Below are 23,532 nucleotides of genomic sequence, written 5' to 3' on the forward strand. Positions count from 1 at the left end.
CAGGCAGTGGTGCACGAACGTCATGCGCTCCAAGGTCGAGCCGATGAAGGACGTCGCGCGGATGATCCGCAAGCACTTCGACGGCATCCTGGCCTGGAGCCAGACCCGCCAGACCAACGGCTTCCTGGAAGCCATCAACGGCCTGTTCCAGGCCGCCAAGCGCAAGGCCCGCGGCTACACCCGGCTCGACACCATGCGCACCGTCATCTTCCTGATCGCCGGCAAGCTCGACTTCTCGCGCCTCAACCCGCACGTGGCATAACCCACTCGAATTTCAAAAGAGCCTCTTTTTTCCAGCGTGCCACACCATGCCGTTGCCGTCGCTGTTCTCCGCCGATTGAGCGAGCCGAGCATCGCAAGCGACGGCGGGGGACGGCCCACAACTCGCTTCGCTCAGACAGTGGGCCTCTTCGCCCCCATCGCCGCTGCGATGCTCGGTTCGCTCCAACGGGTGGAGGAAAGCCAAAGCAACAGCAATGCCAACAGCAACAGCGTCTTGCTTGCCACTCTCTCCGGGGAGAGGGGCTTGAGATGCGCAGAAATGGAAAAGGCGAAGCTGAGGCTTCGCCTTTCCGCGAGGATGCCGCGAGGCGGCTTACTGCCCCGCCATCATCCGCAGGACCTGGCCCAGCCAGTACGCGATCACCGTGCCGGTGGCGTAGCCGATGGTGCCGAGCAGCACGCCGACCGGCGCCAGCGTCGGGTGGAAGGCCGCGGCCACCACCGGCGCCGACGCGGCCGCGCCGATGTTGCCCTGCGAACCGATGGCGAAGTAGAACAACGGCGCCCGCACCATCCGCGCCGCGCCCCACAGCACCAGGATGTGGACCAGCATCCACACCACGCCCAGCGCCAGCAGCCACGGACGGCCGGCCAGCTCCATGAAGTCCATCTGCATGCCGATGCTGGCGATCAGGAAGTACAGGCAGGCGCTGCCGATCTTGGCCATGCCCGCGTTCTCCAGCCGGCGCAGCGGCGTGAAGCTCAACAGCAGGCCGGCGATGGTCGAGCCCACCACCACCCAGACGAAGCTGGAGTCCAGGCTGAAGCGCGAAGCGTGCGGCACGTGCGCGCCGAACCAGGCCGCCAGCGGCGAGGCCAGCGCGTGCGCCGCGCCGACGATGCCGAAGCCGATGCCCAGGATCACCATCAGGTCGGTCAGGGTCGGGATGCGCGCGTTGGCCGCCTCGTAGGCTTCCAGCCGCGCCTTCATCTCGTCGATGGCGCGGGTGTCGGCGCCGCTGCGCGCGTCGATCGTGGCCGCGCGCCCGGCGAGGAAAAGCAGGGTCGCCATCCAGGTGTTGGCGATGGCCACGTCGACCACCGCGAACTGGCCGAACAGCGTCGCGTCGACCTCGTACACCTCGCGGATCGCCACCATGTTGGCGCCGCCGCCGATCCAGCTGCCGGCCAGCGCCGCCATGCCCTTCCACACGTCGCCGGCGACCACCTCGGGGTGGATCCACTCGAACACCTGGAAGGCGACGATGGCGCCGAGGAAGATGCCGAAGGTGCCGGCGCAGAACACGAACAGCAGCCGCGGCCCCAGCTTCAGCACGCCCTTCAGGTCGATGGTCATGGTCAGCAGGACCAGCGCCACCGGCAGCAGCACGCGGCTGCCGATCGGGTTGTAGACCGCGCCCTGGGTGCCGTCGATCAGGCCGACGGTGTTGTAGACCGCGGGGACGAAGTAGCACAGCAGCAGCGCCGGCACCCACGAGAAGAACTTCTTCCAGAACGGGGTCGGGCCGCTGGAAAGCCAGAAGATCAGGCCCAGCGTGGCGGCGATCAGGCCGAAGACGACGATGTCGTTCTGGATCAGGGCGGCGGTCGGTTCAGCGGCTTCGATCGCCATCGGCGATGTTCCTCTCTTCGTGCGGGCGGGAAAGCGCGGTGGCCGGCTTCACGCCGGCCACCGGGGATGGAGCTTACTGGCCGATGTGCTTCTTCAGCCAGGCATTGACCGTATCGTGCCAGAGCACGCTGTTGGCCGGCTTGAGCACCCAGTGGTTCTCGTCCGGGAAGTACAGCAGCTTCGACTCGATGCCCTTGCGCTGCAGCGCGGTGAAGGTGGACAGGCCCTGGTCCACCGGCACGCGGTAGTCCTTCTCGCCCTGCACCACCAGCATCGGCACGCGCCACTTGGCAACGTGGTTGACCGGGTTGAACTTCTCGAAGTTCTCCGGCTTGTCGAACGGGGTGCCGCCGTTCTCCCATTCGGTGAACCACAGCTCCTCGGTCACGTAGCCCATCGAGCGGGTGTCGAACACGCCGTCGTGGTTGACCAGGCACTTCCAGGGCTCGTTCCAGTTGCCGGCGATCCAGTTGATCATGTAGCCGCCGTAGCTGGCGCCCAGCGCGCAGGCCCTGTCGCCATCCAGGAACGGGTACTTCTGCTGCGCCGCGGCCCAGCCCTTCTGCAGGTCCTCCAGCGGCTTGCCGCCCCAGTCGCCGCTGATCGAGTCGGTGAAGGCCTGGCCATAGCCGGTGGAACCGTGGAAGTCGATCATCACCACCGCGTAGCCCTGGCCCGCGTAGGTCTGCGGGTTCCACCGATAGCTCCAGCCGTTGCCGAAGCTGCCCTGCGGGCCGCCGTGGATCAGGAACGCCACCGGGTAGCGCTTGCCTTCCTCGTAGTTCCACGGCTTGACCACGTAGCCGTGCACGGTCTCGCCGTTCCAGCCGGCGAAGGAGAACTGTTCGTAGTCGCCGAAGGCCACGTCCGGCAGCACCTGCGACGCGCTCGGGGTGATCGCGCGCTCGGCCTGCGGATTGGACAGCGAGGTGACGAACACCTGGTCGCCGCTGCGCAGCGAGTTGCGGGTGAACACCAGGGTGTCGCCGGCGATGTCGAAGGACGAGATGCTGCCGCCGCCCACGACCTTCTCCACCTTGCCGGTGGCGATATCCACGGCGAACAGCGGGTGCTCGCCCATGTCCTGCGCGGTGGTGTAGAGGGTGCGGCCGTCGGCGGACAGGACGATGCCGTCGGCGCTGCGGTCCCAGTCCGGGGCGATCTCCCGGGTGGCGCCGGTGGCCACGTCGCGCTCCATCAGCGCGAAGCGGTCGGCCTCGAAGCCCGGGCGCTTCATCGCGCGGTAGTACAGCTTGCTGCCGTCGGCGCTGAACACCGGGCCGGTGTCCCAGGCGCGGTTCTGGCCGGTCGGGCCCGGCGACGGCGCGTTGGCTTCGGTGCGGTCGTCGAAGGTCAGGCGCTCCAGCGGCTGGCCGGCGCGGTAGCGGTACAGGTCGAAGTCGGTCGACCAGGCTTCCTGGCGGTCGGCGCGGCGCATGGCGAACACGATCGACTCGCCGTCCGGCGACCAGGTGTACTCGTCGTTGCCGCCGAACGGCTTGGACGGCACGTTGCCGGGACCGGAGGAATGGATCGAGGAGTCGACCAGGAAGGTTGCCGGCCTGTTCTTGCCGGTGCTGGGCGAGGTCACGAACAGGCGGTTGTGACGGCCGTCCTCCCAGGTGTCCCAGTGGCGCACGAACAGCTGGTCGTAGACCACGCCGGTGGCCCTGGAAGCCTTGCGCTCTTCCAGGCGCTTGACCGTGCAGTCGATGTCCGCGCTGCAGTCGGGGAACACTTCCATGCTCACCGCCAGGCGGCGACCGTCCGGCGAGACCCTGAAGCTGCCGACGTCCAGCGGGTAATGGGTGGCCTGGGTCGGCGTGCCGCCGGTGGCCGGCATCACGTAGACCTGCTGGGTGCCGGACTGCGCGCTGAGGAAGTACAGCCACTTGCCGTCGGCGGAGAAGGCCGGCGAGTTGACGTTCCAGCCCACCGGAGTCAGCCGCTTGGCCGGTGCCAGGTCGCGCGTGCGCAGGTCGCGGATCCACAGCGAGGTCGAGGCCTTGCCGGGATCGTCGCCATTGGCACCGCTCATCTCGCGCTTGGCGAACACGACGAACGCGCCGTCCGGCGACAGCACCGGCGAGGACACGCGGTCCAGCGCGTGCAGGTCGCGCACGTCGAAACCGCGGGCGGCCTCGGCCGGACTGGCCCAGGCGGCACCCAGCGCGACGGCCAGGGCGAGCGGCAGGATCAGGGACGGTTTCAGGGCGGGTTTCATCCGGGGCTCCAGCAGGGCAAACCCCGGATGGTAGGCGCAGGCCGGCGCGCGGTGCAAAGGTGGAAGGTCATGCACGCTGGCGGCGCCGGCAGGGTGCCGCCGGGCGGTCTTCACGGCCCGGTGCAGCCTCCCCGCCGACTGCGCGGCCCGGGGCCGCGCGTCCGGACGGCCGGACGGCTTACGCCGCCTCGGCGCGCTTGCCGGTGCGGTACAGCAGCCAGCCGACCAGGAACAGCACGACCAGGCCGACCCACTGCGCGGCCTTGCCCAGGTCCACCGGCAGCGCGAGCACCTCGGCGTCCTGGCTGATCACGATGGGCAGGGCGATGGCGATGCCCATCAGCGCCTCGCCGGTGATCAGGCCGGCGGAGAACAGCACGCCGGGACGGTGCACGCGGTCCAGGCCGGCCTCGTCGTCGTCGGAGACCTTGTGGAAGCGCTGCACCATGTGCGCCAGCAGGCCGCCGAGGAAGATCGGCACCATCAGCTCCAGCGGCAGGTAGATGCCGATGGCCGCGGCCAGCACCGGCACCCGGAAGCGCGAACCGCGCGCCTTCAGCCAGCCGTCCAGGGCGATGGTCAGCGCACCGACCACGCCGCCGATGGCGATCATGGTCCACGGCAGCTCGCCACCGAACAGCCCCTTGGCGACGGAGGCCATCAGGTTGGCCTGCGGCGCCGGCAGGGTCTTGGAGCCGATGCCGTAGGCCTCCTGCAGCAGGTTCAGCACCGGGGCCATGATCAGCGCGCAGGAGAACGCACCGATGCCCAGCATCAGCTGCTGCTTCCACGGGGTGGCGCCGACCAGGTAGCCGGTCTTGAGGTCCTGCAGGTTGTCGCCGCCCACCGCCGCGGCGCAGCACACCACCGCGCCGATCATGATCGCGGCCACCGCGCCCAGCGGTGCGCCGCCGACCTGGCTCTGGCCGTCGGTGCCCAGCAGCACCAGCAGCACCACCGAGGCGAACAGGATGGTGGCGATGGTGATGCCCGACACCGGGTTGTTGGACGAACCGACCAGGCCGGCCAGGTAGCCGGACACCGAGACGAACAGGAAGCCGGCCACGATCATGATCAGGGTCATGGCGAAGCTGGCGATCCAGAAGCCGACGATGGCGTGGTACAGCAGCCACAGCGGCACCACGAAGGCCACCAGCGCCACCAGCATCCACTTCATCGGCAGGTCGCGGTCGGTCTCGGCGATGGCCGCGCCGTGCATCGCGCCCTTGCGCGCGGCGGCGAAGCCGCTCCTGATGCCGGCCAGCAGCGAGTTGCGCAGCGAGAACAGCGTCCACACGCCGCCGACCAGCATCGCGCCCACGCCCAGGAAGCGGATCTTGGCCGACCAGATTGCGAAAGCCGCGTCCTCGGCCGGCGCACCTGCAATTGCGCTGGCCAGGGCCGGGTCGCTGTCGAGGAAGAAGGCGTGGTACAGCGGGATGGCGATGTGCCAGGACAGGATCGCGCCGGACAGGACCACGATGCCGACGTTGAGGCCCACGATATAACCCACGCCCAGCAGCGCCGGCGACAGGCCGGTGCCGAGGTAGCCGATCACCTTGTTGTTGGCGAAGTAGCCGGCCACCGCCCAGCTGTCCGGGATCAGGCGCAGGCCGTTGGCCGCGGCCAGCTTCACCACGCCGCCGATCGCGGCGGAGATGCCCAGGATCTTCACGCCCGGGCCGGGGTTCTCGCCGGCCTTGAGCACTTCGGCCGCGGCCTTGCCCTCGGGGAACGGCAGCGGCTCCTCGACGATCATCGTCCGCCGCAGCGGCACCGAGAACAGCACGCCGAGCAGGCCGCCGAGGCCGGCGATGCCCAGCACCCACCAGTAGTCGAAGTCCGGCCAGTAGCCCATCAGGACCAGCGCCGGGATCGTGAAGATCACGCCGGCGGCGATCGAGGAGCCGGCCGAGGCGCCGGTCTGGACGATGTTGTTCTCCAGGATCGTGCCGCCGCCGAGCAGGCGCAGCACGCCCATGGAGACCACGGCCGCCGGGATGGCGGTGGCCACGGTCAGGCCCGCGAACAGGCCCAGGTAGGCATTGGCGGCCGACAGGATGACGGCCAGGACGACGGCCAGGACGACCGCACGGAAGGTGAGCTGCGGCGTCGCGCTTGGGCTGGCCATGTCTCTCGTGTCCCCGGATACGTAAGGGCGGACACGCTATCGGGCGGGAGCGGGCAAGTCCAGCCCCGCGCGGCCTGCACCGCCCTCCGGTCCGGTCCCGGGACCAGGGAGGACGGCAGGCGCGGACGCGGTGCGCGGGCCGGGCCCGCGCACCGTCCGGATCAGAACGGGATGTCGTCGTCGGCGAAGTCGTCGAAGCCGCCGGCCGCCGGCGCGGCAGGCGCGGACGCCGCCGGGGCGCTGCGCTGCTGGCCGCCGTACTCGCGGCGCGGCGCTGCGCTGCGCTGCGGGCGGTCGCCGCGATCGGCGTAGCCGCCTTCGCCGCCGCCGCTACGGCCGCCGAGCATCTGCATCTCGTCGGCGACGATCTCGGTGATGTAGCGGTCCTGGCCGTCCTGGCCGGTGAACTTGTCGTAGCGGATGGAGCCTTCGACATAGCACTGCGAGCCCTTGCGCAGGTACTCGCCGGCGATCTCGCCGAGCTTGCCGAAGAACTTCACCCGGTGCCACTCGGTGCGTTCCTGCTGGTTGCCATCGCGGTCCTTGCGCACGCTGGTGGTGGCGAGGCGGATGGTGGTCACGGCCATGCCGGACTGGGTGTACTTGGTTTCGGGATCGTCGCCGAGGTTGCCGACGAGGATCACCTTGTTGATGCCACGCGCCATAGTCTTGGATTTCCGTTGCGCGCCCGACCGGGCGGGAAAGGCATTGCAGTATACCGGCGCCCTCCGCGCCAGCGCTGAACTCCCCGTCGAAGGGTAGGGTTTCCCTGATCGGGCCTTTATAATTCAGGCACTTTCCCAGGCAACCCGCATGGCAGACCTCCCCATCTTCCCCACCCATGCCGGCCTTCCCGCGATCCAGGCCCTGGCCGCCGCCGACATGGCTGCCGTCGATGCGCTGATCCGTACCCGCCTGGCCTCGGACGTGGTCCTGATCAACCAGATCGCCGAACACATCGTCTCGGCCGGCGGCAAGCGCCTGCGCCCGATGCTGGTGGTCCTGGCCGGCCAGGCCACCGCGGGCAGCATCGGCACCACCGCCGACCACCACCAGCTGGCGGCGATCATCGAGTTCATCCATACCTCCACCCTGCTCCACGACGACGTGGTCGACGAGTCCGACCTGCGCCGCGGCCGCAGCACCGCCAACGCGATCTGGGGCAACGCCGCCAGCGTGCTGGTCGGCGACTTCCTGTACTCGCGCAGCTTCCAGCTGATGGTCGAGCTGGACCGCATGGAGGTGATGCAGGTGCTGGCCGACACCACCAACCGCATCGCCGAGGGCGAAGTGCTGCAGCTGCTGCACGTGCGCAACCCGGACACCGACGAGGCCGCCTACCTGCGCGTGATCGAGCGCAAGACCGCGGTGCTGTTCGCCGCCGGCACCCGCCTGGGCGCGCTGGCCTCCGCCGCCGACGAGGCCACCCAGCAGGCCCTGTACGACTACGGCATGGCCCTGGGCTACGCCTTCCAGATCGCCGACGACGTGCTCGACTACACCGCCGACGCGGCGACCATGGGCAAGAACCTGGGCGACGACCTGGCCGAGGGCAAGGCCACCCTGCCGCTGATCCACGCCATGGACCGCGCCGCCCCGGACGTGCGCGGGCGCCTGCGCGCGATCGTGCAGGAAGGGGACAGCACGGCGATGCCCGAGGTGCTGGCCGCGATCCACGCCAGCGGCAGCCTGGAATACAGCCGCCAGCGCGCGATGGACTACGCCGCCGCCGCCGAGGCCGCGCTGCACGGCCTGCCGGAGACCCCGGCGCTGGCCGCACTGCGCGGACTGGCCCGCTACGCGGTCGAGCGCACCCACTGAGTTCCGGCGGCGGGGCGCGCGCTCAGCCGCCGAACTGCTCCTGGAAGAAGTCCTCCAGCATGCGGTAGGCACGCCGCGCGGCGCGCTCGTCGTAGCGGCAGTTGCTGGCCGGGTCGTTGCCGGCCGAAGGCTCGGCGAAGCAGTGCACTGCGCCGCCGAAGTCGACGAACTGCCAGTCGGCGCCGGCCGCGTCCATCTCCTTGCCGAACGCGGCCACGTCCTCTCGGCTCACCCCCCGGTCGGCGGCGCCATTGAGGACCAGCACCGGCGCCTTCACCGCCCCCGCTTCGGCCGGCAGCGGTGTGGACAGGTTGCCGTGCAGGCTGGCCACCCCGGCCAGCGGCGCACCGGCACGGGCCATCTCCAGCACCGCGGTGCCGCCGAAGCAGAAGCCGAGGGCGCCGATCCGGTCCGCATCCACCGGTGCCTTGCCCGCCTGCGCCTTCAGCGCTTCCATCGCCTGCAGCGAACGCTTGCGCAGCAGTGGCCGGTCGCTACGCAACGCACCGGCGATCGCGCCGGCTTCCTTGCTGTCCTGCGGCCGCACGCCGGCGCCGTACACGTCGGCGACCAGTACCACGTAATCATTCCCGGCGATCTTCCGCGCGGTGGCGACCGCGTCGTCGGTCACGCCCATCCAGTTCGGCACCATGAGCAGGCCCGGGCGGCGCGCTTCGCCCTCGTCGTCGTAGACCAGCACGCCGCGGTAGCGGTCGTGTCCGATCGTCCATTCCACCGGCTCGGCGCGCGGCTTTGCCGCTGACGGCGAGGCCAGGCCCGTCGACAGCAGCACTGCACAGGCGATCAGCGGACTACGCATGGCCAAGCCTCCGGCGTCGGGAGGCCCGAGTGTACGCGTGGGCGCGATCGCCGCGGCCTGGCGCTCAGGCCACGCCCAGGCCGGGGATGGCGCTGATCGTGTCCGGATCGAAGCCGGCCAGCGCGGCGAAGTGGCGACCACGCTCGGTGTAGTCGCGGTAGGCGCCGAAGCTGGGCGCGCCGGGCGACAGCAGGACCACGCCCTCGCCGCCCAGCAGACGTCGCGCGCGCGCCACCGCATCGGGCAGGTCTGCCGCGGCTTCCAGGGCGAAGCGCCCGGCGTCGGCCAGCGGCTGCAGCAGCGCGTGGATGCGCGGGCCGTTGCCGCCCATCGTCACCACCGCCGCCGGCACATCGCCGGCCAGCTGCGCGGCGAAGCCCGACCAGTCCAGGCCACGGTCGTGCCCACCCAGCAGGATCGCCACGCGGCGGCCGCGATGGCAGTCCAGCGCCGCGAGGCTGGCGTGCGGGGTGGTGCTGATCGAATCGTTGACGTAACCGATGCCGTCGCGCTCGCCCAGCCACTGCAGGCGGTGCGGCAGCGGGTGGAAACCCAGCGCGGCCGGCGCCAGCGGCGCGGCATCCAGGCCGGTGGCCTCGATCGCCGCCAGCACCGCGCACAGGTTGCCGCGGTTGTGGCGTCCGGGCAGCGGCACCGCGGCGGTGTCGAAGACGAAGTCGGCGCCGCGGTACAGCGCGTCGCCACGCAGGTGCCACCCGTCCTCGCGGTTGAACCAGACGACGCGGCTGTCCGTCAGTTCCAGCGCCGCCAGCCGCGGGTCGGCGGCGTTCAGCACCGCGGTGCGCGGCCGCGCCTGCGTCACCAGGCGCAGCTTGTCCTCGATGTAGCGTTCCTCGCTGCCGTGCCAGTCCAGGTGCTCGGGGAACAGGTTGAGCACCACCGCCACCTCAGGGCGCGCGCCGCTGCGGGCGACGTCCCCGGTCTGGTAGCTGGACAGCTCGATCGCCCAGAACTCCGGCGCCGGCTGCGGATCCAGCACCTCCAGCAGCGGCAGGCCGATGTTGCCGGCCAGCGCGGTGCGGTGGCCGCCGGCGCGCAGCAGGTGCGCCAGCAGCGAGGTGGTCGTGCTCTTGCCCTTGGTCCCGGTGACGCACAGCGTGCGCGCACCGGCGTGCTCGCCGAACCACAGCGTGGTGCCGCCGATGAAGCGGGTGCCGCGCGCGGCCGCGGCCTGCGCCTCGGGCCTGTACGGGCTGATGCCGGGCGACTTCACCACCACGTCGAAGGCCGACAGCGCTTCGGCATCGGGCTGGCCACGCGTGGCCAGCAGCGGGTCGCCCAGCGCGGCCACGCGCGCGGCTTCCTCGTCGTTGCAGAACAGGGTCAGCGGCAGCGCCGGCAGGCGCGCGCGGATCGCGCGCCACGCGGCCTGGCCCTCGCGGCCCCAGCCCCACAGCGCGACCCGCTGGCCCTCAAGCTGCGAAATCTGCACGCACCCGCTCCCACACGGCCGCCGGCACGCGATGCTCGCCGCCCACCTCGAGCAGGGGCCCGATGGCCAGCTCCGCGGCATCCAGCTGCGGCTGGATCTCGCGCGCGAAGCGCGACACCAGCGCGTCGGCGCGCCATTCCGCGCGCGCGGCCAGCGCGGCCATGGCCGCGCGCGACTCGCGGCCCTCGCCCACGCACTCGAACGGCTTGTGGTCCTGGTACTCCAGCAGCGCGTCGAAGCCCGGCGCCAGCGCCGGATCGTCGAGCAGGTTGCGGCCGAAGATCCGCACCAGCCGCGGCTTGGGCATGAACGGCGCCAGCGCCAGGAACACGAAGTGGCACTTCGGGCACAGCCCGCACCAGCGCTGCGCCGGCTTCTCGCCGAGGATGTGGAAGTTGCGGTTGCAGCTGGAGAAATGCGCGTCGTAGTGGTCGTTCTTCGCGAACTGGCGGGCCACCGCCAGCTCCGACAGTGGCCGCAGCAGCGAGTAGTAGTGCAGGTCGGCGGCGACCGTGCGCTCGACGTGTCCGCCGAAGGCCTGCTCGAAGGCCCAGCCCTTGGACCACTGGTGGTTGACCTCGCCTGTGCCGGGGATGAGGCTGCCGTAGCTGGCCGAGCGCTCGTTGGAGAACACCACCTGGCCGTGGCCGGTGAGCAGTGCGGCCAGCACCAGGATCGCCGAGTTCACCGCGGTCACCGGGATGTGGCCGTTGTACGCGCCCTGGCGGTTGATCTCGAACAGCTGCGGCGCCAGCGCGCGGCCGATGTTAAGCGTGGGCAGACCGGTGCGTTCGGCGCAGGTGCGGATCAGCTGCGAACCGCCGATCCAGGCCACGGTCTGCTCCACGCCGGCGGCGCGCAGCGCCTCGATGCTGACCAGCGAGTCCTTGCCGCCGCCGATGGCGACCAGCGCGCGCGACGACTGCCCCAGCACCGGCGCCTGCGGCGCGGCGCCCCCCGCGACCGGGAAGCGGATGCGGTCGCGCAGGTCCAGGCCGTTGCGGTAGGCGAATTCGCCCAGGCCGTTGAGGTAGACCTGCTCCATCAGCGCGGCGGTGGCCGCGTCGATGGCGTACCCGTCGATGCGGATCGCGCGCGGCACCGCGGCCTTGTAGTAGCTGACGCCGGCAATCAGGTGCAGCAGGCGCACGGCCTGCTCCACCGCGGCGGCGCGCGGCGCGTCCAGTTCGAACGGCGCGCCGGGGATGGTGACGGTCTCGACCAGTTCCGCGCCATCGTCGAAGGCGTAGGCCAGTTCGGCCACGCCGGTGGCGGCGCTGAAGCCGCAGCGGACGAAGCGGAAAACCTGGATGGCGTCGCGGTCGAAAGTGGTCATGCAATGTCCGTGGTGGAACCGCCGCGGCGGCGCAGGTAGCGCCGGCACAGCACGAAAGCGGAGAAGAAGGCGGGCCAGGTGCCGACGAGCAGGGCCGCGAGGGTAGCGCCGAACACGATCGAAGGCAGCCACGGCACCAGCTCGCGCAGCGGCATGCCGCCGCTGGCCGCCTGCTGGTCCAGCGCGCCGGTGGCCAGCACCCAGGCCACGACGGCCAGCGGATACAGCAGCAGCGCCAGGCCGGTGCCGCGCAGGGCCATGCCGCGCGCGCTCCAGCGGCGCCCGGCGCGTTCGGCGCGCGCCTGCCAGGCGCTCACCAGCCACGCCGCCGGCAGCGCCGCCAGCGCGCCGCTCGGGCACCAGCGCGCGCCGTTGCCGGCGATCTCCGCCGGGGTCTGCTCGAACACCATCCACGAGGCCACGGCATAGCCCAGCAGGGCCACGACCGCGCCGGACAGCGTCGCCGACAGGATGAACTCAGCCCTCGGGCCCATCGATCACGTCCTCGGCCGGCAACCCGCGCAGGTTGTAATGGCTGGCCATCGCATGGCCATAGGCACCCGCGTCGGACACCAGCATCACGTCGCCCGGCACGGTGGCCAGCGGCAGGCGCCGGCGGCGGCCGAACACGTCGCTGGACTCGCACACCGGGCCGACCACGTCGAACACACCGTCGGCCGGTTCCTCCAGGCGCTGCAGGTTGGCCACGTCATGCCAGGCGTCGTACAGCGCCGGCCGCAGCAGGGTATGCATGCCGGCGTCCAGCCCGACGCGCGTCACCCCGTCCTTCTCGACGACGTTGGTGACCTGGGCCAGCAGCACGCCGCATTCGGCGACCAGGTAGCGGCCCGGCTCGATCACCAGGCCGAAGGCCGGATGCACCGCGCGGACCTCGGCCAGGCCGGCGGCCCAGGCATCCACGTCGAACGGTTCGTCGTCGGCGCTGTACGGGATCGGCAGGCCGCCGCCGATGTCCAGCGTGGCCACGGTACCGATGCGGCGGGCGAAGCCGGCCAGCTCGTCGCACATCTGCCGCCAGTGGCCCATGTTCTCCACGCCGCTGCCCAGGTGCGCGTGCAGCCCGGTGATGGCGATGCCCAGCGCGCGCGCGGCGTCGACGAACTCGTCCACGCGCTGCGCCGACAGGCCGAACTTGGAATCCTTGCCACCGGTGTTGACCTTCTGGTGGTGGCCGTCGCCGTGACCCAGGTCGATGCGCAGCCAGATGCGGCGGCCGCGGAACACCTCCGGCCAGCGCCGCAGGGCCTCGACATTGTCGAGGGTGACGGTGACGCCCAGGGCGAATGCCTGCGCGTACTCGTGCACCGGGGCGAAGCTGGGAGTGAACAGCACCCGCGACGGATCCAGCTCCGGCAGCACCTGGAACACGTGGCGCAGCTCGCCCAGCGACACGCACTCCAGGCCGAAACCTTCCTCGACCAGGGTGCGCAGGATCGCCGGGTGCGGGTTGGCCTTGATCGCGTAGTAGCGGCGATCGACCGCCTCGACCGCCTTCAACGCGCGGGCGCGCTCGCGCAGGGTTGGCAGGTGGTAGACGTAGCGCGGCGTGCCGGCGGCGGCCAGCTGCAGCAGGCGGCTGCGCTCGCCGCGCCACCACGGCACCGGCCGCGGGCGCACCGCGCCGTTGAGCTCGCGCCAGCGCGGGCCGAACACCTCCTGCTCCAGCACAGGCATCGCGCCGCTGTCGATCAGCGCCTCGTGCAGTTCCGGCAGCAGGCCGTCGGCGTCGGCCTCGTCGATCACGAAGGTCAGGTTCAGGTCATTGGACGACTGCGAGATCATGTGCACGCGTTCGTGGCCGAACGAGGAGAACACCTCCGACAGCCGGTGCAGCAGCGAGCGCATGCCGCGGCCGACCAGGGTGATCGCCGCGCAGGGCACGATCACCTTGACCCGGCCGATCTTCTCCAGGTCCTCGGCCAGCGCCGACAGCACGTTCTGGCTGAGCAGGTTCTCGCTCGGATCCAGCGACACGGTGACGTTGGTCTGCGAGGTGCCGATCATGTCGACCGACAGGCCGTGCTTGCGGAACAGCGCGAACACCTCGGCCAGGTAGCCGACCTGCTGCCACATGCCGATGTCTTCCACCGACACCAGGACCACGCCGTTGCGGCGGCTGATCGCCTTCACCCCCGGCACGGTGGCGGCGCTGCGGTCGATGCTGGTACCGGGCAGGTCCGGGCGCTCGGTATCGAGGATCGCCATCGGCACGCCGGCGTCGCGGCACGGCTTGATCGAGCGCGGGTGCAGCACCTTGGCGCCGGTGGTGGTGATCTCCTGGGCCTCGGCGTAGCCGAGCCGGTGGAGCAGGCGCGCGTCCGGCACCTCGCGCGGGTTGGCGCTGAACATGCCCGGCACGTCGGTCCAGATCTCCACCCGCGAGGCGCCCAGCAGCGCGCCGAAGTACGCGGCCGAGGTATCCGAACCGCCGCGGCCGAGGATGGCGGTGCCGCCTTCCGGATGGCGGGCGATGAAGCCCTGGGTGATCAGCACGCGCGACGGCTGCGCGTCGAAGCGCGCGCGCCAGGCGGCGTCGGCCTGCCAGTGGCAGTTCACCGACAGGCGCCGCGACCAGTCGCTCTGGTTCGGCTGCGCCGGCAGCGCTTCCAGCCACTCGCGCGCGTCCATCCAGCCGATGTCCAGGCCGCGCGCGCGCAGGTAGGCCGCGCCCAGCGTCGAGGACAGCAGTTCGCCGTGGGCCAGCACCTCGGCCTGCCAGTCCAGCGTGCGGCCGGCCGCGCGCGGGTCGGCCAGCAGCGCGCGCAGCGAGGCGAGGCGTTCGCCCAGCACCGCGTCGCAGTCCAGTTCCAGGTCGGCGAGGAAGTCGCGGTGGCGCTGCTCCAGCGCATCCACCCGCGCGGCGGCATCGTCGGCGCCATCGGCGATGGCGGACAGCTCGTTGGTGACGCCGGACAGCGCCGACACCACCACCAGCACCCGCGAACCGGTCTGCGCGGCCCGCTGCTGCGCCAGTTTGCCGATGGTGTCCCAGCGGTGGCGACGCGACACCGAGGTGCCGCCGAACTTGAGGACGATCCAGCCACCGGGAGCGGCGTGTTGCACGGGCGAAACTGCGGACATGTGCGAGTTGGGGACCACCCGACCATCGGGCATGAACCGCCGATTCTAAGCCCATTCCCCGCCGCGGATCGGGGTGCCGGCCGGATCCGGCGCGGCGCGGCGCCGTTAAGCTGTCGCCTCCCCCTGCCCGGTCCGCGCCCATGACCACCCGCCGCTTCGTCCAGCTCGACGTGTTCTCGCCCCGCCCCGGCGCCGGCAATCCGCTGGCCGTGGTCCTTGACGCCCGCGGCATGGACGAGGCCCGGATGCGCGCCTTCGCCGCCTGGACCAACCTCTCCGAAACCATCTTCTTCCTGCCGCCGACCACGGCCGGGGCCGATTACCGGATCCGCATCTTCACTCCGGTGATGGAGCTGCCCTTCGCCGGCCATCCCAGCGTCGGCGCGGCCTGGGCGGCGCTGGACGTGGACCTGGCCCGCGAGCACGACGGCCGGCTGGTGCAGGAATGCGGCGCCGGCCTGCTGCCGGTGCGCATCGACCGCCGCGACGGGCATGTGCTGCCGGCGGTGCGCAGCCCGCGGGCCGAACCGCGCGCCGCGGCCGCGCCGGACTGGCTGCTCGCCGACCGCGTCTGGGGCGCGCGCCGCGGCGCGCTGGCCCCGGCGCTGTGGAACAACGGCCCGGACTGGTGGCTGCTGGAACTGGCCGACGCGACGGACGTGCGCGCCCTGCGCCCGGACCTGGCCGCGATCGCGGCGCTGCCGGGCAACGGCAAGCTGGCGGTGTTCGCACCCGGCGACGGCGATGCGGACCTGGTGGTGCGCGCGTTCGCGCCGGGCGTCGGCATCGCCGAGGACCCGGCCACCGGCAGCGTCAACGCGATCATCGCCAGCTGCCTGCACCGCGAGGGCCGGCTGCCCGGCCGCGACGGCCGCTACGTCGCCTCGCAGGGCCGCGAGATCGGCCGCGACGCGCGCCTGCAGCTGGAAGTGGACGCCGAGGGCGAGGTCTGGGTCGGCGGCGAGGTGCAGGCGGTGATCCGCGGCACCATGGACTGGTAACAGGGGGCTGGTAACCTCGGCCTCCCCTCCCCTGCAGGACTGTCGCCATGGCCCCGCGCCCCTTCGTCCAGGTGGACGTGTTCGCCGACCGGCCGGGCGCCGGCAATCCGCTGGCAGTGGTGCTGGACGCGAGCGGCCTGGACGAAGCGGCGATGCAGGCCATCGCCCGCTGGACCCGGCTGCCGGAGACCACCTTCGTGTTCCCGCCCACGCGGGAGGGCGCCAGCTACGGGATCCGCATGTTCAGCCCGCGCCGTGAGGTGCCGTTCGCCGGCCACCCGAGCGTGGGCACCGCGCACGCGGTGCTGGAAGCCGGGATCGCGGCGCCACGCGATGGCCTGCTGCTGCAGGAGGGCGTGGCCGGGCTGCTACCGCTGCGCGTGGAAAGCGTCGAGGGCAGCCAGCGCATCGCCATCCGCACCCCGCGCGCGAAGCTGGTCGAGACCGCCGACGCGCGCGGTTCGCGCATGTCCGAGGCGCTGGACTGGCTGCCGGTGGGCGAACTGCCGCCGGCCCTGATGGACGGCGGGCGGCGCTGGTGGGTGGCCGAGGCGCGCGACGAGGCCAGCCTGCGCAATGCGCAGCCGGACTGGGAGGCGATCGCGGGCCTGGCGCGCGCCACCGACAGCATGGGCGTGCTGGCCTTCGCGCGCTGCGACGGCCGCGACTACCAGGTCGCCGCGCGCGCTTTCGTGGGCGGGCCGGCGATGTTCGAGGACGCGGCCTCGGGTGCGGCCAACGCCACCCTCGCCGCGTGGCTGGCGCTGCGCGACGCCCTGCCCGGCCGCGACGGCCGCTACCGGGTCAGCCAGGGCCGCGAGGTGGGCTACGACGCGCGTCTGGACATGCACGTGGACGCCGACGGCGAGGTCTGGTCCGGCGGCCAGGTGGTCAGCGTGGTCCGCGGGACGATCGACTGGCCGGGCGGGGATTGAGCGAAGGCGCTGTCGACATCTGACGCATCGCCACGCGCGCGCCGGGAACGAACCAGGGCCCAGTGACGGATGGCGCGTCACCGCGCGCCGCGCCGGACATAAACCAGGGCGCTGGCGACGTTTGTGGCGTCGCCACGAGCAAACTGACCGCATTGCCAGTCTGCTGTCGAAGCGTCGCCTGGCTGGCTTCGGACGGAGCCGCGGCAGCGCGGGGGTATGCCGCATCGCGCGGTTCCGCGTCCTGCTCCCACGCGCGACCGCGGCACATCCATGTGCCGCTTGCGCCGCGCCGGGAATGAGCTGGGGCACTGGCACCGTCTGGCGCGTCGCCACGCGCCAGCTTTCCAACCGCATCACACAGCAAGACGTTCCTGGCTATCCCGCGCCACCGCGTCTTCCGGCACGTTTGGCTCGTGGCTTCGTTCTTTCTCCCCTCGCTCCGGGGAGGGGCTCTTGTAGCCCGGATAAGCGAAGCGCATCCGGGGGAACGGGGCTATGGCGCACCTGATCGACGTAGCGGCTCGGCCCCGGATGCGGCCTGCGGCCTTGTCCGGAATACGACTGCCCAGGTGGCAGGCGGTGGCGACGCCGTTCGACGCGGCGACTTCCACCGCGCGCGGAAGAAAAACTACCCCCGCAGCCACCACAGCGACAGCAGCCCGCCGATGAGGACCACCGCGCCGATGCGGCGCAGCGCCGGGTCGGGGCGCTGCGCCAGTTCTTCCATCGTCCGCCGCCACAGTCCCGGCGCGGCGAACAGGAACAGGCCTTCGAGCACCGCGACCAGGCACAGGGCCTGGAGCAGTCCGGCCGGCATCAGCGCTCGTTCTTGAAGTACTGCAGGAACGGATCGTTGCGGTCGAGCACGATCACGCCCTGGCCGTCGGAGAAGCTGGCGCGGTACGCCTCGAGGCTGCGGTGGAAGGCGAAGAACGCCTCGTCGCCCTTGGCCGCGTCGGCGTACAGGCGCGCGGCCTGGGCATCGCCTTCACCCCGCAGGCGCTGCGCGTCGCGCTCGGCCTCGGCCACCAGCACGGCCTGGTCGCGGTCGGCCTGGGCGCGGATGGTGCGGGCCTGCTCCTCGCCCTCGGCGCGCAGCGCGCTGGCCACCTGCTTGCGCTCGGCGCGCATGCGGTCGTAGACCTGCTTGATCACGCCGCTGTCGGTGGGCAGGTCGATCTGCTTGAGGCGGATGTCGACGATGCGCATGCCCAGCGTCTCGGCGCCGCGGTTGATGCCTTCCAGCTGCTTGGCGATGACCTCGCTGCGGTCGCCGGACACCAGCTGGGTCAGGGTGCGCGAGTTGATCTCGTTGCGCAGCGAGTCCTTGATGATCGGCGCCAGGCGGTCGGATGCGGCCGATTCGTCGCCGCCGGTGGCGCGGAAGAAGGCGCGCGCGTCGTTGATGTAGCCGATCGCCACGAAGTCGACAGACACGTCCTTGCGTTCGGAGGTCAGGTAACGCTCCGGCGAGAAGTCGACCAGGGTGAAGCGGCTGTCGAAGGTGCGCACGCTCTCGACCAGCGGCCACTTGAAGTGCAGGCCGGGGCCGATGTCGGTGCGGGCCACGCGGCCCAGGTTCAGGACCAGGGCGACCTGGCCTTCGCGCACGACATACACCGAGCCGAGCAGGCCCAGCAGGGCGGCCACGGCCAGTGCGATCCAGAAGGAATATTTCATCGCGTGGGCTCCTCGCGGTCGGCGCTGCGGGTCGCATCGCGGATGCCGCTACGGGTCGGCTCGGGGGTGCTTTCGATCGCCGGCAGCAGGGCCTCGGCCGACGGGACCGGGGACTGCACCGGCGCGCCGCCGGCGGTGGCCGGCATCGGCACGTAGATCAGCTGGCGGCCGTCGCCGCCGACCACCTTGCGGTTGCGGCCGAGCACGTCCTGCACGGTTTCCAGCCACAGGCGCTTGCGGGTGATCTCCGGAGCGTTGCGGTACTCGTCGCGCAGCAGGCTGAAGCGATCGACGTCACCCTGGGCCTGGGCGATCTTGGCGGCCTTGTAGCCTTCGGCCACGGTGCGCCGGCGCGCCGCCTCGCCGCGCGCCTCCGGCACCACCTTGGCGGCGTAGGCGCGGGCCTCGTTGATCAGCTGGTCCTTGATCTGCTGGGCGCTGTTGACCTCGTCGAAGGCCGGCTTGACCTCCTCCGGCGGACGCGCGTCCTGCAGGTTCAGTTCGGTCACCACCAGGCCGGTGCGGTAGGCGTCCAGCGAAGCCTGCAGCTGCTTGGCGGCGCCGGCCGACAGCGGGCCGCGCGCGCCGAGCACGGTGTCGAGGTCGGCGCGGCCGACCTGCTCGCGGACCACGCTCTGCGCGGCCTGCTCCAGCACGCGGTCGGCGTTGCGCGAACCGAACAGGTACAGGCGCGGGTCGCCGATGCGGTACTGCACGTTCATCGCCACGGTGACGATGTTCTCGTCGCGGGTCAGCACCGGCACGGTGTTGCTGAAGGTCTTGATCTGGGTGGCGTTGACCTTGATCACCCGCTCCACCGGCCACGGCCACTTCAGGTTCGGGCCCGGCTGCATGACCCGGGTGAACTGGCCGAAGCGCAGGACCACGCCGCGCTGCTGTTCGCCGACCAGCTGGAAACTGCTCAGCAGCACCAGCAGCGCCACCGCCAGCAGCACCCAGCGGCCGATGCCGCCGCCGTCGCCGCCGAGGAAGTCGCGCAGGCGCGCCACCACCTCGTCCAGGCCGCCGCCCTTCCCGCTGGGCCGTCGCGGCGGCCAGGGGTTCGGTCGGTTGTTGTCGGGGGAGTCCCCGCCCTTGCCAGGCGTATTCCAGACCATGAAAGCTCCGTGGTGATGGGCCCGGGCGGCGCGGGGGCGCCGCCGGATCGTGGGCCGATTCTAGCAATACCCGCCGCTGTCCCCGGGCGGAGGCGGCGGAACGGTCAGGGCCGGGCCCATTCCTCGGCCGGCGGCGGCTCCGGCAGCAGGGCGCGCAGCGGCTCGCCGTCGGCGCGCGCGGCCAGGCGCTCGGCCTCGCCGCGCGGCAGGTCCACCTGCAACAGCCAGCCGTGCTCGTCGGCCGTCTCCGAACGCACTGCGTCGAGCTGGTGCAGGCGCGCGCGCAGGCGGCCGGCGTCCGGCGGCAGGCGCACCTCGCCGTGGGCGCGCTGCAGGTCCAGGCGACGGGCCAGGGCCGCCTGCAGCAGTTCCAGGCCGCGGCCGTCGCGGGCCGACAGCCATACGCGCTCGCGATGGCCCGGGTCGTCGGCCGCGCCGCCGCTGTGGTCGTGGCGCGGTTCGGCGCCTTCGATCCGGTCGATCTTGTTGAACACCAGCAGCTGCGGCAGCTCGCCAGCGCCGACCTCGGCCAGCACCGCATCGACCTGGGCGATCCGCTCATCGCGCTGCGGATCGGCGGCGTCGACCACGTGCAGCAGCAGGTCGGCCTCGCGCGCCTCGCTCAGGGTCGAGCGGAACGCGGCGACCAGTTCGTGCGGCAGGTCGCGGACGAAGCCGACGGTGTCGGCCAGCACCACGCTGCCGCCGGGCAGGTTGACCCGGCGCACGGTCGGATCGAGGGTGGCGAACAGCTGGTCGGCGGCGTAGGCGTCGGCACCCGTGAGCGCGTTGAACAGGGTCGACTTGCCGGCGTTGGTGTAGCCGACCAGGGCCACGCGCGGCAGTTCGCTGCGCACGCGGGCGCGGCGCATCTGCGCGTGCTGCACCTCGACCTTCTCGAGCCGCCGCTGCAGCTGCTCCAGGCGCTTCTGCAGCAGGCGGCGGTCGGTTTCCAGCTGGGTTTCGCCGGGACCGCGCAGGCCGATGGAACCGCCGCGCTGGCGCTCCAGGTGGGTCCAGCCGCGCACCAGGCGCGTGGCCATATGCTTGAGCTGGGCCAGTTCGACCTGCAGCTTGCCTTCGTGGCTGCGCGCGCGCTGGGCGAAGATGTCGAGGATCAGCCCGGTGCGGTCGACCACGCGCCGCTGCAGCGCCTTCTCCAGGTTGCGCTCCTGCACCGGCGTGAGCTGATGGTTGACCAGGATCAGGTCGGCGCCGGTGGCGTCGGCGGCGGCCTTCACTTCCTCGAGCTTGCCGCTGCCGATCAGCGTGGCCGGGTTCGGGCGGTCGATGCGGGCGGTCAGGGTGGCGGCCACGCTGGCGCCGGCCGAACGGGCCAGGTCGGCGAATTCCTCCAGCACATCCTCGGCCACGGCCCCACCGGCGTGGGGCTGGATCAGCAACGCGTGTTCACCCTTGCGGGAACGTTCGAACAATCAATACTCCCAGGGCGGGAGGCTTACTCGGCCTCCTCGCCACCTTCTGCTGCCTCCCCGGCCTGCTGCACGTAGCCGCCGCCCGGTCCGACCCGGACGTTGCGCGACGGCACGACGGTGGAGATGGCGTGCTTGTAGACCATCTGGCTCACGGTACTGCGCAGCAGCACCACGAACTGGTCGAAGGACTCGATCGTACCCTGCAGCTTGATCCCGTTCACCAGGTAGACGGACACCGGCACGCGTTCGCGACGCAGTGCGTTCAGGAACGGATCCTGCAGCGATTGCCCCTTGGACATCGTTTCTTCCCCTTCGCTCTTCTTGGCGAGCTTGTTCTTATGTTGGGCGCCGGACCTCCCCGGGACCGGCCGTGGGGGCATGTTACACAAGCCCGCGGCCGGGTTCCGTTCAGGTACGCGGCAGAAAGCGTGAAACCGCCTCGCGGAGTTGAACTGCGTCACGTTCCGGATCGAACCAGCGCGCGTCCAGCTCGCCGCGCAGCCAGGTGAGCTGGCGCTTGGCCAGCTGGCGGGTGGCGGCGATGCCGCGCTGGCGGAACTCCTCCGCGCCGGCCAGGCCGGCCAGGTGCTCCCAGGCCTGGCGGTAGCCGACCGCGCGCAACGCCGGCAGGTCCAGCGGCCGCGGGTGCTCGCGCAGCGGCGCCAGCGCGCGCAGGCGGCGGACCTCATCGAGGAAACCGGCGGCGAGCATGCGCTCGAAGCGCAGAGCGATGCGTTCGTGCAGCACCGCCCGGTCGGCCGGCGCCAGCACCAGGCGCAGCACGCGCAGCGGCAGGCGTGGTGGCGGCGGATCGCGCTGCCAGGCGCTGATCGGGCGGCCGCTGGCGCGGTACACCTCCAGCGCGCGCTGGATCCGCTGGGCGTCGCCGGGGCGGATCCGCGTGGCGGCCTCCGGATCGACCCGCGCCAGCTCCTCGTGCAGCGCGGCCCAGCCACGCTCCGCCGCTTCGGCGCTGATCGCCTCGCGCAGCGCCGGATCGGCTTCCGGCATCGGCGCCAGGCCGTGCAGCAGGGCCTGGAAGTACAGGCCGGTACCGCCGGCCAGCACCGGCAACCGGCCGCGGGCAACGATGCCTTCTATCGCCGCGCGCGCATCCTGGGCGAACTCGGCCGCCGAATACGGCTGCCAGGGCTCGCGCACGTCGATGAGGTGGTGCGGCACACCGGCGCGTTCGGCCGCGTCGGGCTTGGCCGCGCCGATGTCCAGGCCGCGGTAGACCAGGGCCGAGTCGACGCTGACGATCTCGCCGTCATGGCGCTGCGCCAGTTCGATCGCGAAGGCGGTCTTGCCCGACGCGGTCGGGCCCATCACCGCGATCGCCAGCGGCCGCGTGTCCACGCCCACCGGGCGCTCAGTCCTCGTCCGGCCAGCGGATCGCCGGGGCGGCGTCGCGCCGCGGCGCCGGCACCGCGGCCACCGCTTCCCACACCTTCAGCGCATCGACGGTGGCGGCCACGTCGTGCACGCGCACGATGCGCGCGCCGCGCTGCACCGCCAGCAGGTGCGCGGCGACCGAACCGGACACGCGCCCGGCCGGAACCTGGCGGCCGGTCAGCTCGCCGATCGTGCGCTTGCGCGACAGCCCGGCCAGCACCGGCACCCCCAGTTCGGCGAAGCGGTCCAGGCGCGCGAGCAGCTCGAGGTTGTGCGCGGTGGTCTTGCCGAAGCCGAAACCGGGGTCGGCGACGATGTGCTTCTTCGGGATCCCGGCCAGTTCGGCGGCCAAGATCCGCTCGGCGAGGAAGCGATGCACCTCGGCGACCACGTCGTCGTAGCGCGGGTCGTCCTGCATGGTGCGCGGCTCGCCGAGCATGTGCATCAGCACCACCGGCACGCCCAGCGCGGCGGCGGTGTCCAGAGCCCCGTCGCGGCGCAATGCGCACACGTCGTTGATCATGCCGGCGCCGGCCTCGACCGCCGCGCGCATCACCTCCGGCTTGCAGGTGTCGACGCTCACCGGCAGCGCGGTCTCGCGGACCAGGCGTTCGACCACCGGAACCACGCGGCGCAGCTCTTCCTCCAGCGGCACCTCGTCCGCACCGGGACGGGTCGACTCGCCGCCCACGTCGAGGATGTCCGCCCCCTCCTCCGCCAGGCGCAGGCCATGGGCCACGGCCGCATCGGTGGTGGCATGCGCGCCGCCGTCGGAGAACGAATCGGGGGTGACGTTGACGATGCCCATCACCCGCGCGCGGTCGAGCTTCAGCACGCGGCCGGCACAGTCCAGGGTGGGTGAAACGTCGAACATCGGCGGCATCCGTCCAGGGGAATGCGCGCAAGTCTGGGCCCTGCCGCGCAGGCCGGCAATCCTTGGCGGGGTGCGGCGACGGCGCGCCGCGGCCGCTCAGCGGCCGCCGATCTGCGCGTCGAAGCGCGCCGCGCGCAGCCGCGCGTAGAGCCCGAAGCCGAACACCGCCACGGCCAGCACCACCGACACGCCGACCAGCACCAGTGGCAGCCGGCCCAGCGCGTAGAACACGGTGGTCGCGGTGAGCATCGCCGAGGCGCCACCGAACGCGGCGGACGACCACGTCCGCCACGGATTGCGGACGTAGTAACTGCGCCGCGGTTCGCGGCCGTCCGGCGACTGGACCACCGT

20 protein-coding genes and 1 pseudogene are annotated in these 23,532 nt (G+C 71.8%); 4 read left to right on the forward strand and 17 right to left on the reverse strand.

Going from position 1 to position 23,532, the window contains the following annotated elements; genetic code table 11:
- On the forward strand, positions 1 to 262 hold a 262-nt coding region (locus PSEJ35_RS0101815; RefSeq protein WP_147654148.1), incomplete at its 5' end, for a transposase.
- Between the two features lie 333 nt (positions 263 to 595).
- Here PSEJ35_RS0101815 and PSEJ35_RS0101820 read toward each other — a convergent pair.
- From PSEJ35_RS0101820 to ssb, 4 genes are all read right to left on the reverse strand, one after another.
- The gene (locus PSEJ35_RS0101820; RefSeq protein WP_028916290.1) at positions 596 to 1,855 is read right to left on the reverse strand and encodes a DUF819 family protein; all 1,260 of its coding nucleotides are present in this window, start codon (positions 1,853 to 1,855) and stop codon (positions 596 to 598) included.
- A 73-nt stretch (positions 1,856 to 1,928) separates the two neighbouring features.
- Positions 1,929 to 4,079, reverse strand: coding sequence for a S9 family peptidase (locus PSEJ35_RS0101825; RefSeq protein WP_028916291.1), 2,151 nt, complete (start codon positions 4,077 to 4,079; stop codon positions 1,929 to 1,931).
- A gap of 178 nt (positions 4,080 to 4,257) precedes the next feature.
- On the reverse strand, positions 4,258 to 6,210 hold the full coding sequence (locus tag PSEJ35_RS0101830; protein WP_028916292.1) for an oligopeptide transporter, OPT family: 1,953 nt from the start codon (positions 6,208 to 6,210) through the stop codon (positions 4,258 to 4,260).
- A 161-nt stretch (positions 6,211 to 6,371) separates the two neighbouring features.
- Entirely contained in the window at positions 6,372 to 6,875 is a 504-nt protein-coding gene (gene ssb, locus PSEJ35_RS0101835; protein ID WP_028916293.1) for a single-stranded DNA-binding protein, read from the reverse strand.
- 148 nt (positions 6,876 to 7,023) lie between these two features.
- Here ssb and PSEJ35_RS0101840 point away from each other — a divergent pair, with 148 nt between their 5' ends.
- Positions 7,024 to 8,031, forward strand: a complete 1,008-nt coding sequence (locus PSEJ35_RS0101840) for a polyprenyl synthetase family protein (RefSeq protein WP_028916294.1) — start codon at positions 7,024 to 7,026, stop codon at positions 8,029 to 8,031.
- 22 nt (positions 8,032 to 8,053) lie between these two features.
- Here the strand turns inward: PSEJ35_RS0101840 and PSEJ35_RS0101845 are convergent, their stop codons facing one another.
- The 5 genes from PSEJ35_RS0101845 to PSEJ35_RS0101865 all read right to left on the reverse strand — a co-directional run bounded on the left by PSEJ35_RS0101845 (position 8,054) and on the right by PSEJ35_RS0101865 (position 14,742).
- Entirely contained in the window at positions 8,054 to 8,851 is a 798-nt protein-coding gene (locus PSEJ35_RS0101845) for a dienelactone hydrolase family protein (protein WP_051412423.1), read from the reverse strand.
- Positions 8,852 to 8,915: 64 nt separating this feature from the next.
- Positions 8,916 to 10,304, reverse strand: coding sequence for a UDP-N-acetylmuramoyl-L-alanine--D-glutamate ligase (gene murD / locus PSEJ35_RS0101850; RefSeq protein ID WP_028916296.1), 1,389 nt, complete (start codon positions 10,302 to 10,304; stop codon positions 8,916 to 8,918).
- Positions 10,285 to 11,640 (reverse strand): UDP-N-acetyl-alpha-D-muramoyl-L-alanyl-L-glutamate epimerase, encoded by a 1,356-nt coding sequence (gene murL / locus PSEJ35_RS0101855; protein WP_028916297.1) that lies wholly within the window; start codon positions 11,638 to 11,640, stop codon positions 10,285 to 10,287. Before murL ends, murD begins: the two co-directional genes overlap by 20 nt.
- The gene (locus tag PSEJ35_RS16535) at positions 11,637 to 12,134 is read right to left on the reverse strand and encodes a hypothetical protein (protein WP_051412424.1); all 498 of its coding nucleotides are present in this window, start codon (positions 12,132 to 12,134) and stop codon (positions 11,637 to 11,639) included. Before PSEJ35_RS16535 ends, murL begins: the two co-directional genes overlap by 4 nt.
- Positions 12,118 to 14,742, reverse strand: coding sequence for a bifunctional aspartate kinase/diaminopimelate decarboxylase (locus PSEJ35_RS0101865; protein WP_051412445.1), 2,625 nt, complete (start codon positions 14,740 to 14,742; stop codon positions 12,118 to 12,120). Before PSEJ35_RS0101865 ends, PSEJ35_RS16535 begins: the two co-directional genes overlap by 17 nt.
- A 140-nt stretch (positions 14,743 to 14,882) precedes the next feature.
- On the opposite strand from PSEJ35_RS0101865, the gene PSEJ35_RS0101870 reads away from it, so the two are divergent.
- Complete coding sequence (locus PSEJ35_RS0101870; RefSeq protein WP_028916299.1) at positions 14,883 to 15,743, forward strand: PhzF family phenazine biosynthesis protein; 861 nt, start codon at positions 14,883 to 14,885, stop codon at positions 15,741 to 15,743.
- Between the two features lie 47 nt (positions 15,744 to 15,790).
- Complete coding sequence (locus tag PSEJ35_RS0101875) at positions 15,791 to 16,678, forward strand: PhzF family phenazine biosynthesis protein (RefSeq protein ID WP_028916300.1); 888 nt, start codon at positions 15,791 to 15,793, stop codon at positions 16,676 to 16,678.
- Positions 16,679 to 17,306: 628 nt separating this feature from the next.
- Here PSEJ35_RS0101875 and PSEJ35_RS0101880 read toward each other — a convergent pair.
- The 8 genes and pseudogenes from PSEJ35_RS0101880 to PSEJ35_RS0101915 form a co-directional block, all read right to left on the reverse strand.
- Positions 17,307 to 17,495, reverse strand: coding sequence for a DUF2065 domain-containing protein (locus PSEJ35_RS0101880; protein WP_024868973.1), 189 nt, complete (start codon positions 17,493 to 17,495; stop codon positions 17,307 to 17,309).
- Positions 17,495 to 18,358, reverse strand: a complete 864-nt coding sequence (locus PSEJ35_RS0101885) for a protease modulator HflC (protein ID WP_028916301.1) — start codon at positions 18,356 to 18,358, stop codon at positions 17,495 to 17,497. The genes PSEJ35_RS0101880 and PSEJ35_RS0101885 overlap by 1 nt, the downstream gene beginning before the upstream one ends.
- A gap of 131 nt (positions 18,359 to 18,489) precedes the next feature.
- Positions 18,490 to 19,476: pseudogene (gene hflK / locus PSEJ35_RS0101890) on the reverse strand (FtsH protease activity modulator HflK); the annotation flags it as partial.
- A 104-nt stretch (positions 19,477 to 19,580) separates the two neighbouring features.
- A complete protein-coding gene (hflX, locus tag PSEJ35_RS0101895; RefSeq protein WP_028916303.1) occupies positions 19,581 to 20,912 on the reverse strand; it encodes a ribosome rescue GTPase HflX in 1,332 nt (443 codons plus the stop codon).
- A 23-nt stretch (positions 20,913 to 20,935) separates the two neighbouring features.
- Positions 20,936 to 21,211 (reverse strand): RNA chaperone Hfq, encoded by a 276-nt coding sequence (gene hfq, locus PSEJ35_RS0101900; RefSeq protein WP_024868977.1) that lies wholly within the window; start codon positions 21,209 to 21,211, stop codon positions 20,936 to 20,938.
- A 109-nt stretch (positions 21,212 to 21,320) separates the two neighbouring features.
- Positions 21,321 to 22,277: a tRNA (adenosine(37)-N6)-dimethylallyltransferase MiaA gene (gene miaA / locus PSEJ35_RS0101905; protein ID WP_028916304.1), complete on the reverse strand. Its 957-nt coding sequence runs from the start codon at positions 22,275 to 22,277 to the stop codon at positions 21,321 to 21,323.
- A gap of 7 nt (positions 22,278 to 22,284) precedes the next feature.
- Positions 22,285 to 23,181 carry a dihydropteroate synthase gene (gene folP, locus PSEJ35_RS0101910; RefSeq protein ID WP_028916305.1) on the reverse strand — a complete coding sequence of 299 codons (897 nt, stop codon included), beginning with the start codon at positions 23,179 to 23,181 and terminating at the stop codon, positions 22,285 to 22,287.
- Between the two features lie 96 nt (positions 23,182 to 23,277).
- Entirely contained in the window at positions 23,278 to 23,529 is a 252-nt protein-coding gene (locus PSEJ35_RS0101915; protein ID WP_028916306.1) for a hypothetical protein, read from the reverse strand.
- Positions 23,530 to 23,532 lie beyond the last annotated feature (3 nt).

It is taken from the genome of Pseudoxanthomonas sp. J35, assembly GCF_000513995.1.
Lineage (GTDB): Bacteria > Pseudomonadota > Gammaproteobacteria > Xanthomonadales > Xanthomonadaceae > Pseudoxanthomonas.

Excerpts from the sequence above, each read along its gene's own strand:
- PSEJ35_RS0101830 (WP_028916292.1), bottom strand. The coding sequence starts at position 6,210 with ATGGCCAGCCCAAGCGCGACGCCGCAGCTCACCTTCCGTGCGGTCGTC.
- PSEJ35_RS0101825 (WP_028916291.1), bottom strand. The coding sequence starts at position 4,079 with ATGAAACCCGCCCTGAAACCGTCCCTGATCCTGCCGCTCGCCCTGGCC.
- PSEJ35_RS16535 (WP_051412424.1), bottom strand. The coding sequence starts at position 12,134 with ATGGGCCCGAGGGCTGAGTTCATCCTGTCGGCGACGCTGTCCGGCGCG.
- PSEJ35_RS0101820 (WP_028916290.1), bottom strand. The coding sequence starts at position 1,855 with ATGGCGATCGAAGCCGCTGAACCGACCGCCGCCCTGATCCAGAACGAC.
- murL (WP_028916297.1), bottom strand. The coding sequence starts at position 11,640 with ATGACCACTTTCGACCGCGACGCCATCCAGGTTTTCCGCTTCGTCCGC.
- PSEJ35_RS0101880 (WP_024868973.1), bottom strand. The coding sequence starts at position 17,495 with ATGCCGGCCGGACTGCTCCAGGCCCTGTGCCTGGTCGCGGTGCTCGAA.
- PSEJ35_RS0101870 (WP_028916299.1), top strand. The coding sequence starts at position 14,883 with ATGACCACCCGCCGCTTCGTCCAGCTCGACGTGTTCTCGCCCCGCCCC.
- PSEJ35_RS0101840 (WP_028916294.1), top strand. The coding sequence starts at position 7,024 with ATGGCAGACCTCCCCATCTTCCCCACCCATGCCGGCCTTCCCGCGATC.
- hfq (WP_024868977.1), bottom strand. The coding sequence starts at position 21,211 with ATGTCCAAGGGGCAATCGCTGCAGGATCCGTTCCTGAACGCACTGCGT.
- PSEJ35_RS0101865 (WP_051412445.1), bottom strand. The coding sequence starts at position 14,742 with ATGTCCGCAGTTTCGCCCGTGCAACACGCCGCTCCCGGTGGCTGGATC.
- PSEJ35_RS0101885 (WP_028916301.1), bottom strand. The coding sequence starts at position 18,358 with ATGAAATATTCCTTCTGGATCGCACTGGCCGTGGCCGCCCTGCTGGGC.
- PSEJ35_RS0101875 (WP_028916300.1), top strand. The coding sequence starts at position 15,791 with ATGGCCCCGCGCCCCTTCGTCCAGGTGGACGTGTTCGCCGACCGGCCG.
- ssb (WP_028916293.1), bottom strand. The coding sequence starts at position 6,875 with ATGGCGCGTGGCATCAACAAGGTGATCCTCGTCGGCAACCTCGGCGAC.
- PSEJ35_RS0101845 (WP_051412423.1), bottom strand. The coding sequence starts at position 8,851 with ATGCGTAGTCCGCTGATCGCCTGTGCAGTGCTGCTGTCGACGGGCCTG.
- folP (WP_028916305.1), bottom strand. The coding sequence starts at position 23,181 with ATGTTCGACGTTTCACCCACCCTGGACTGTGCCGGCCGCGTGCTGAAG.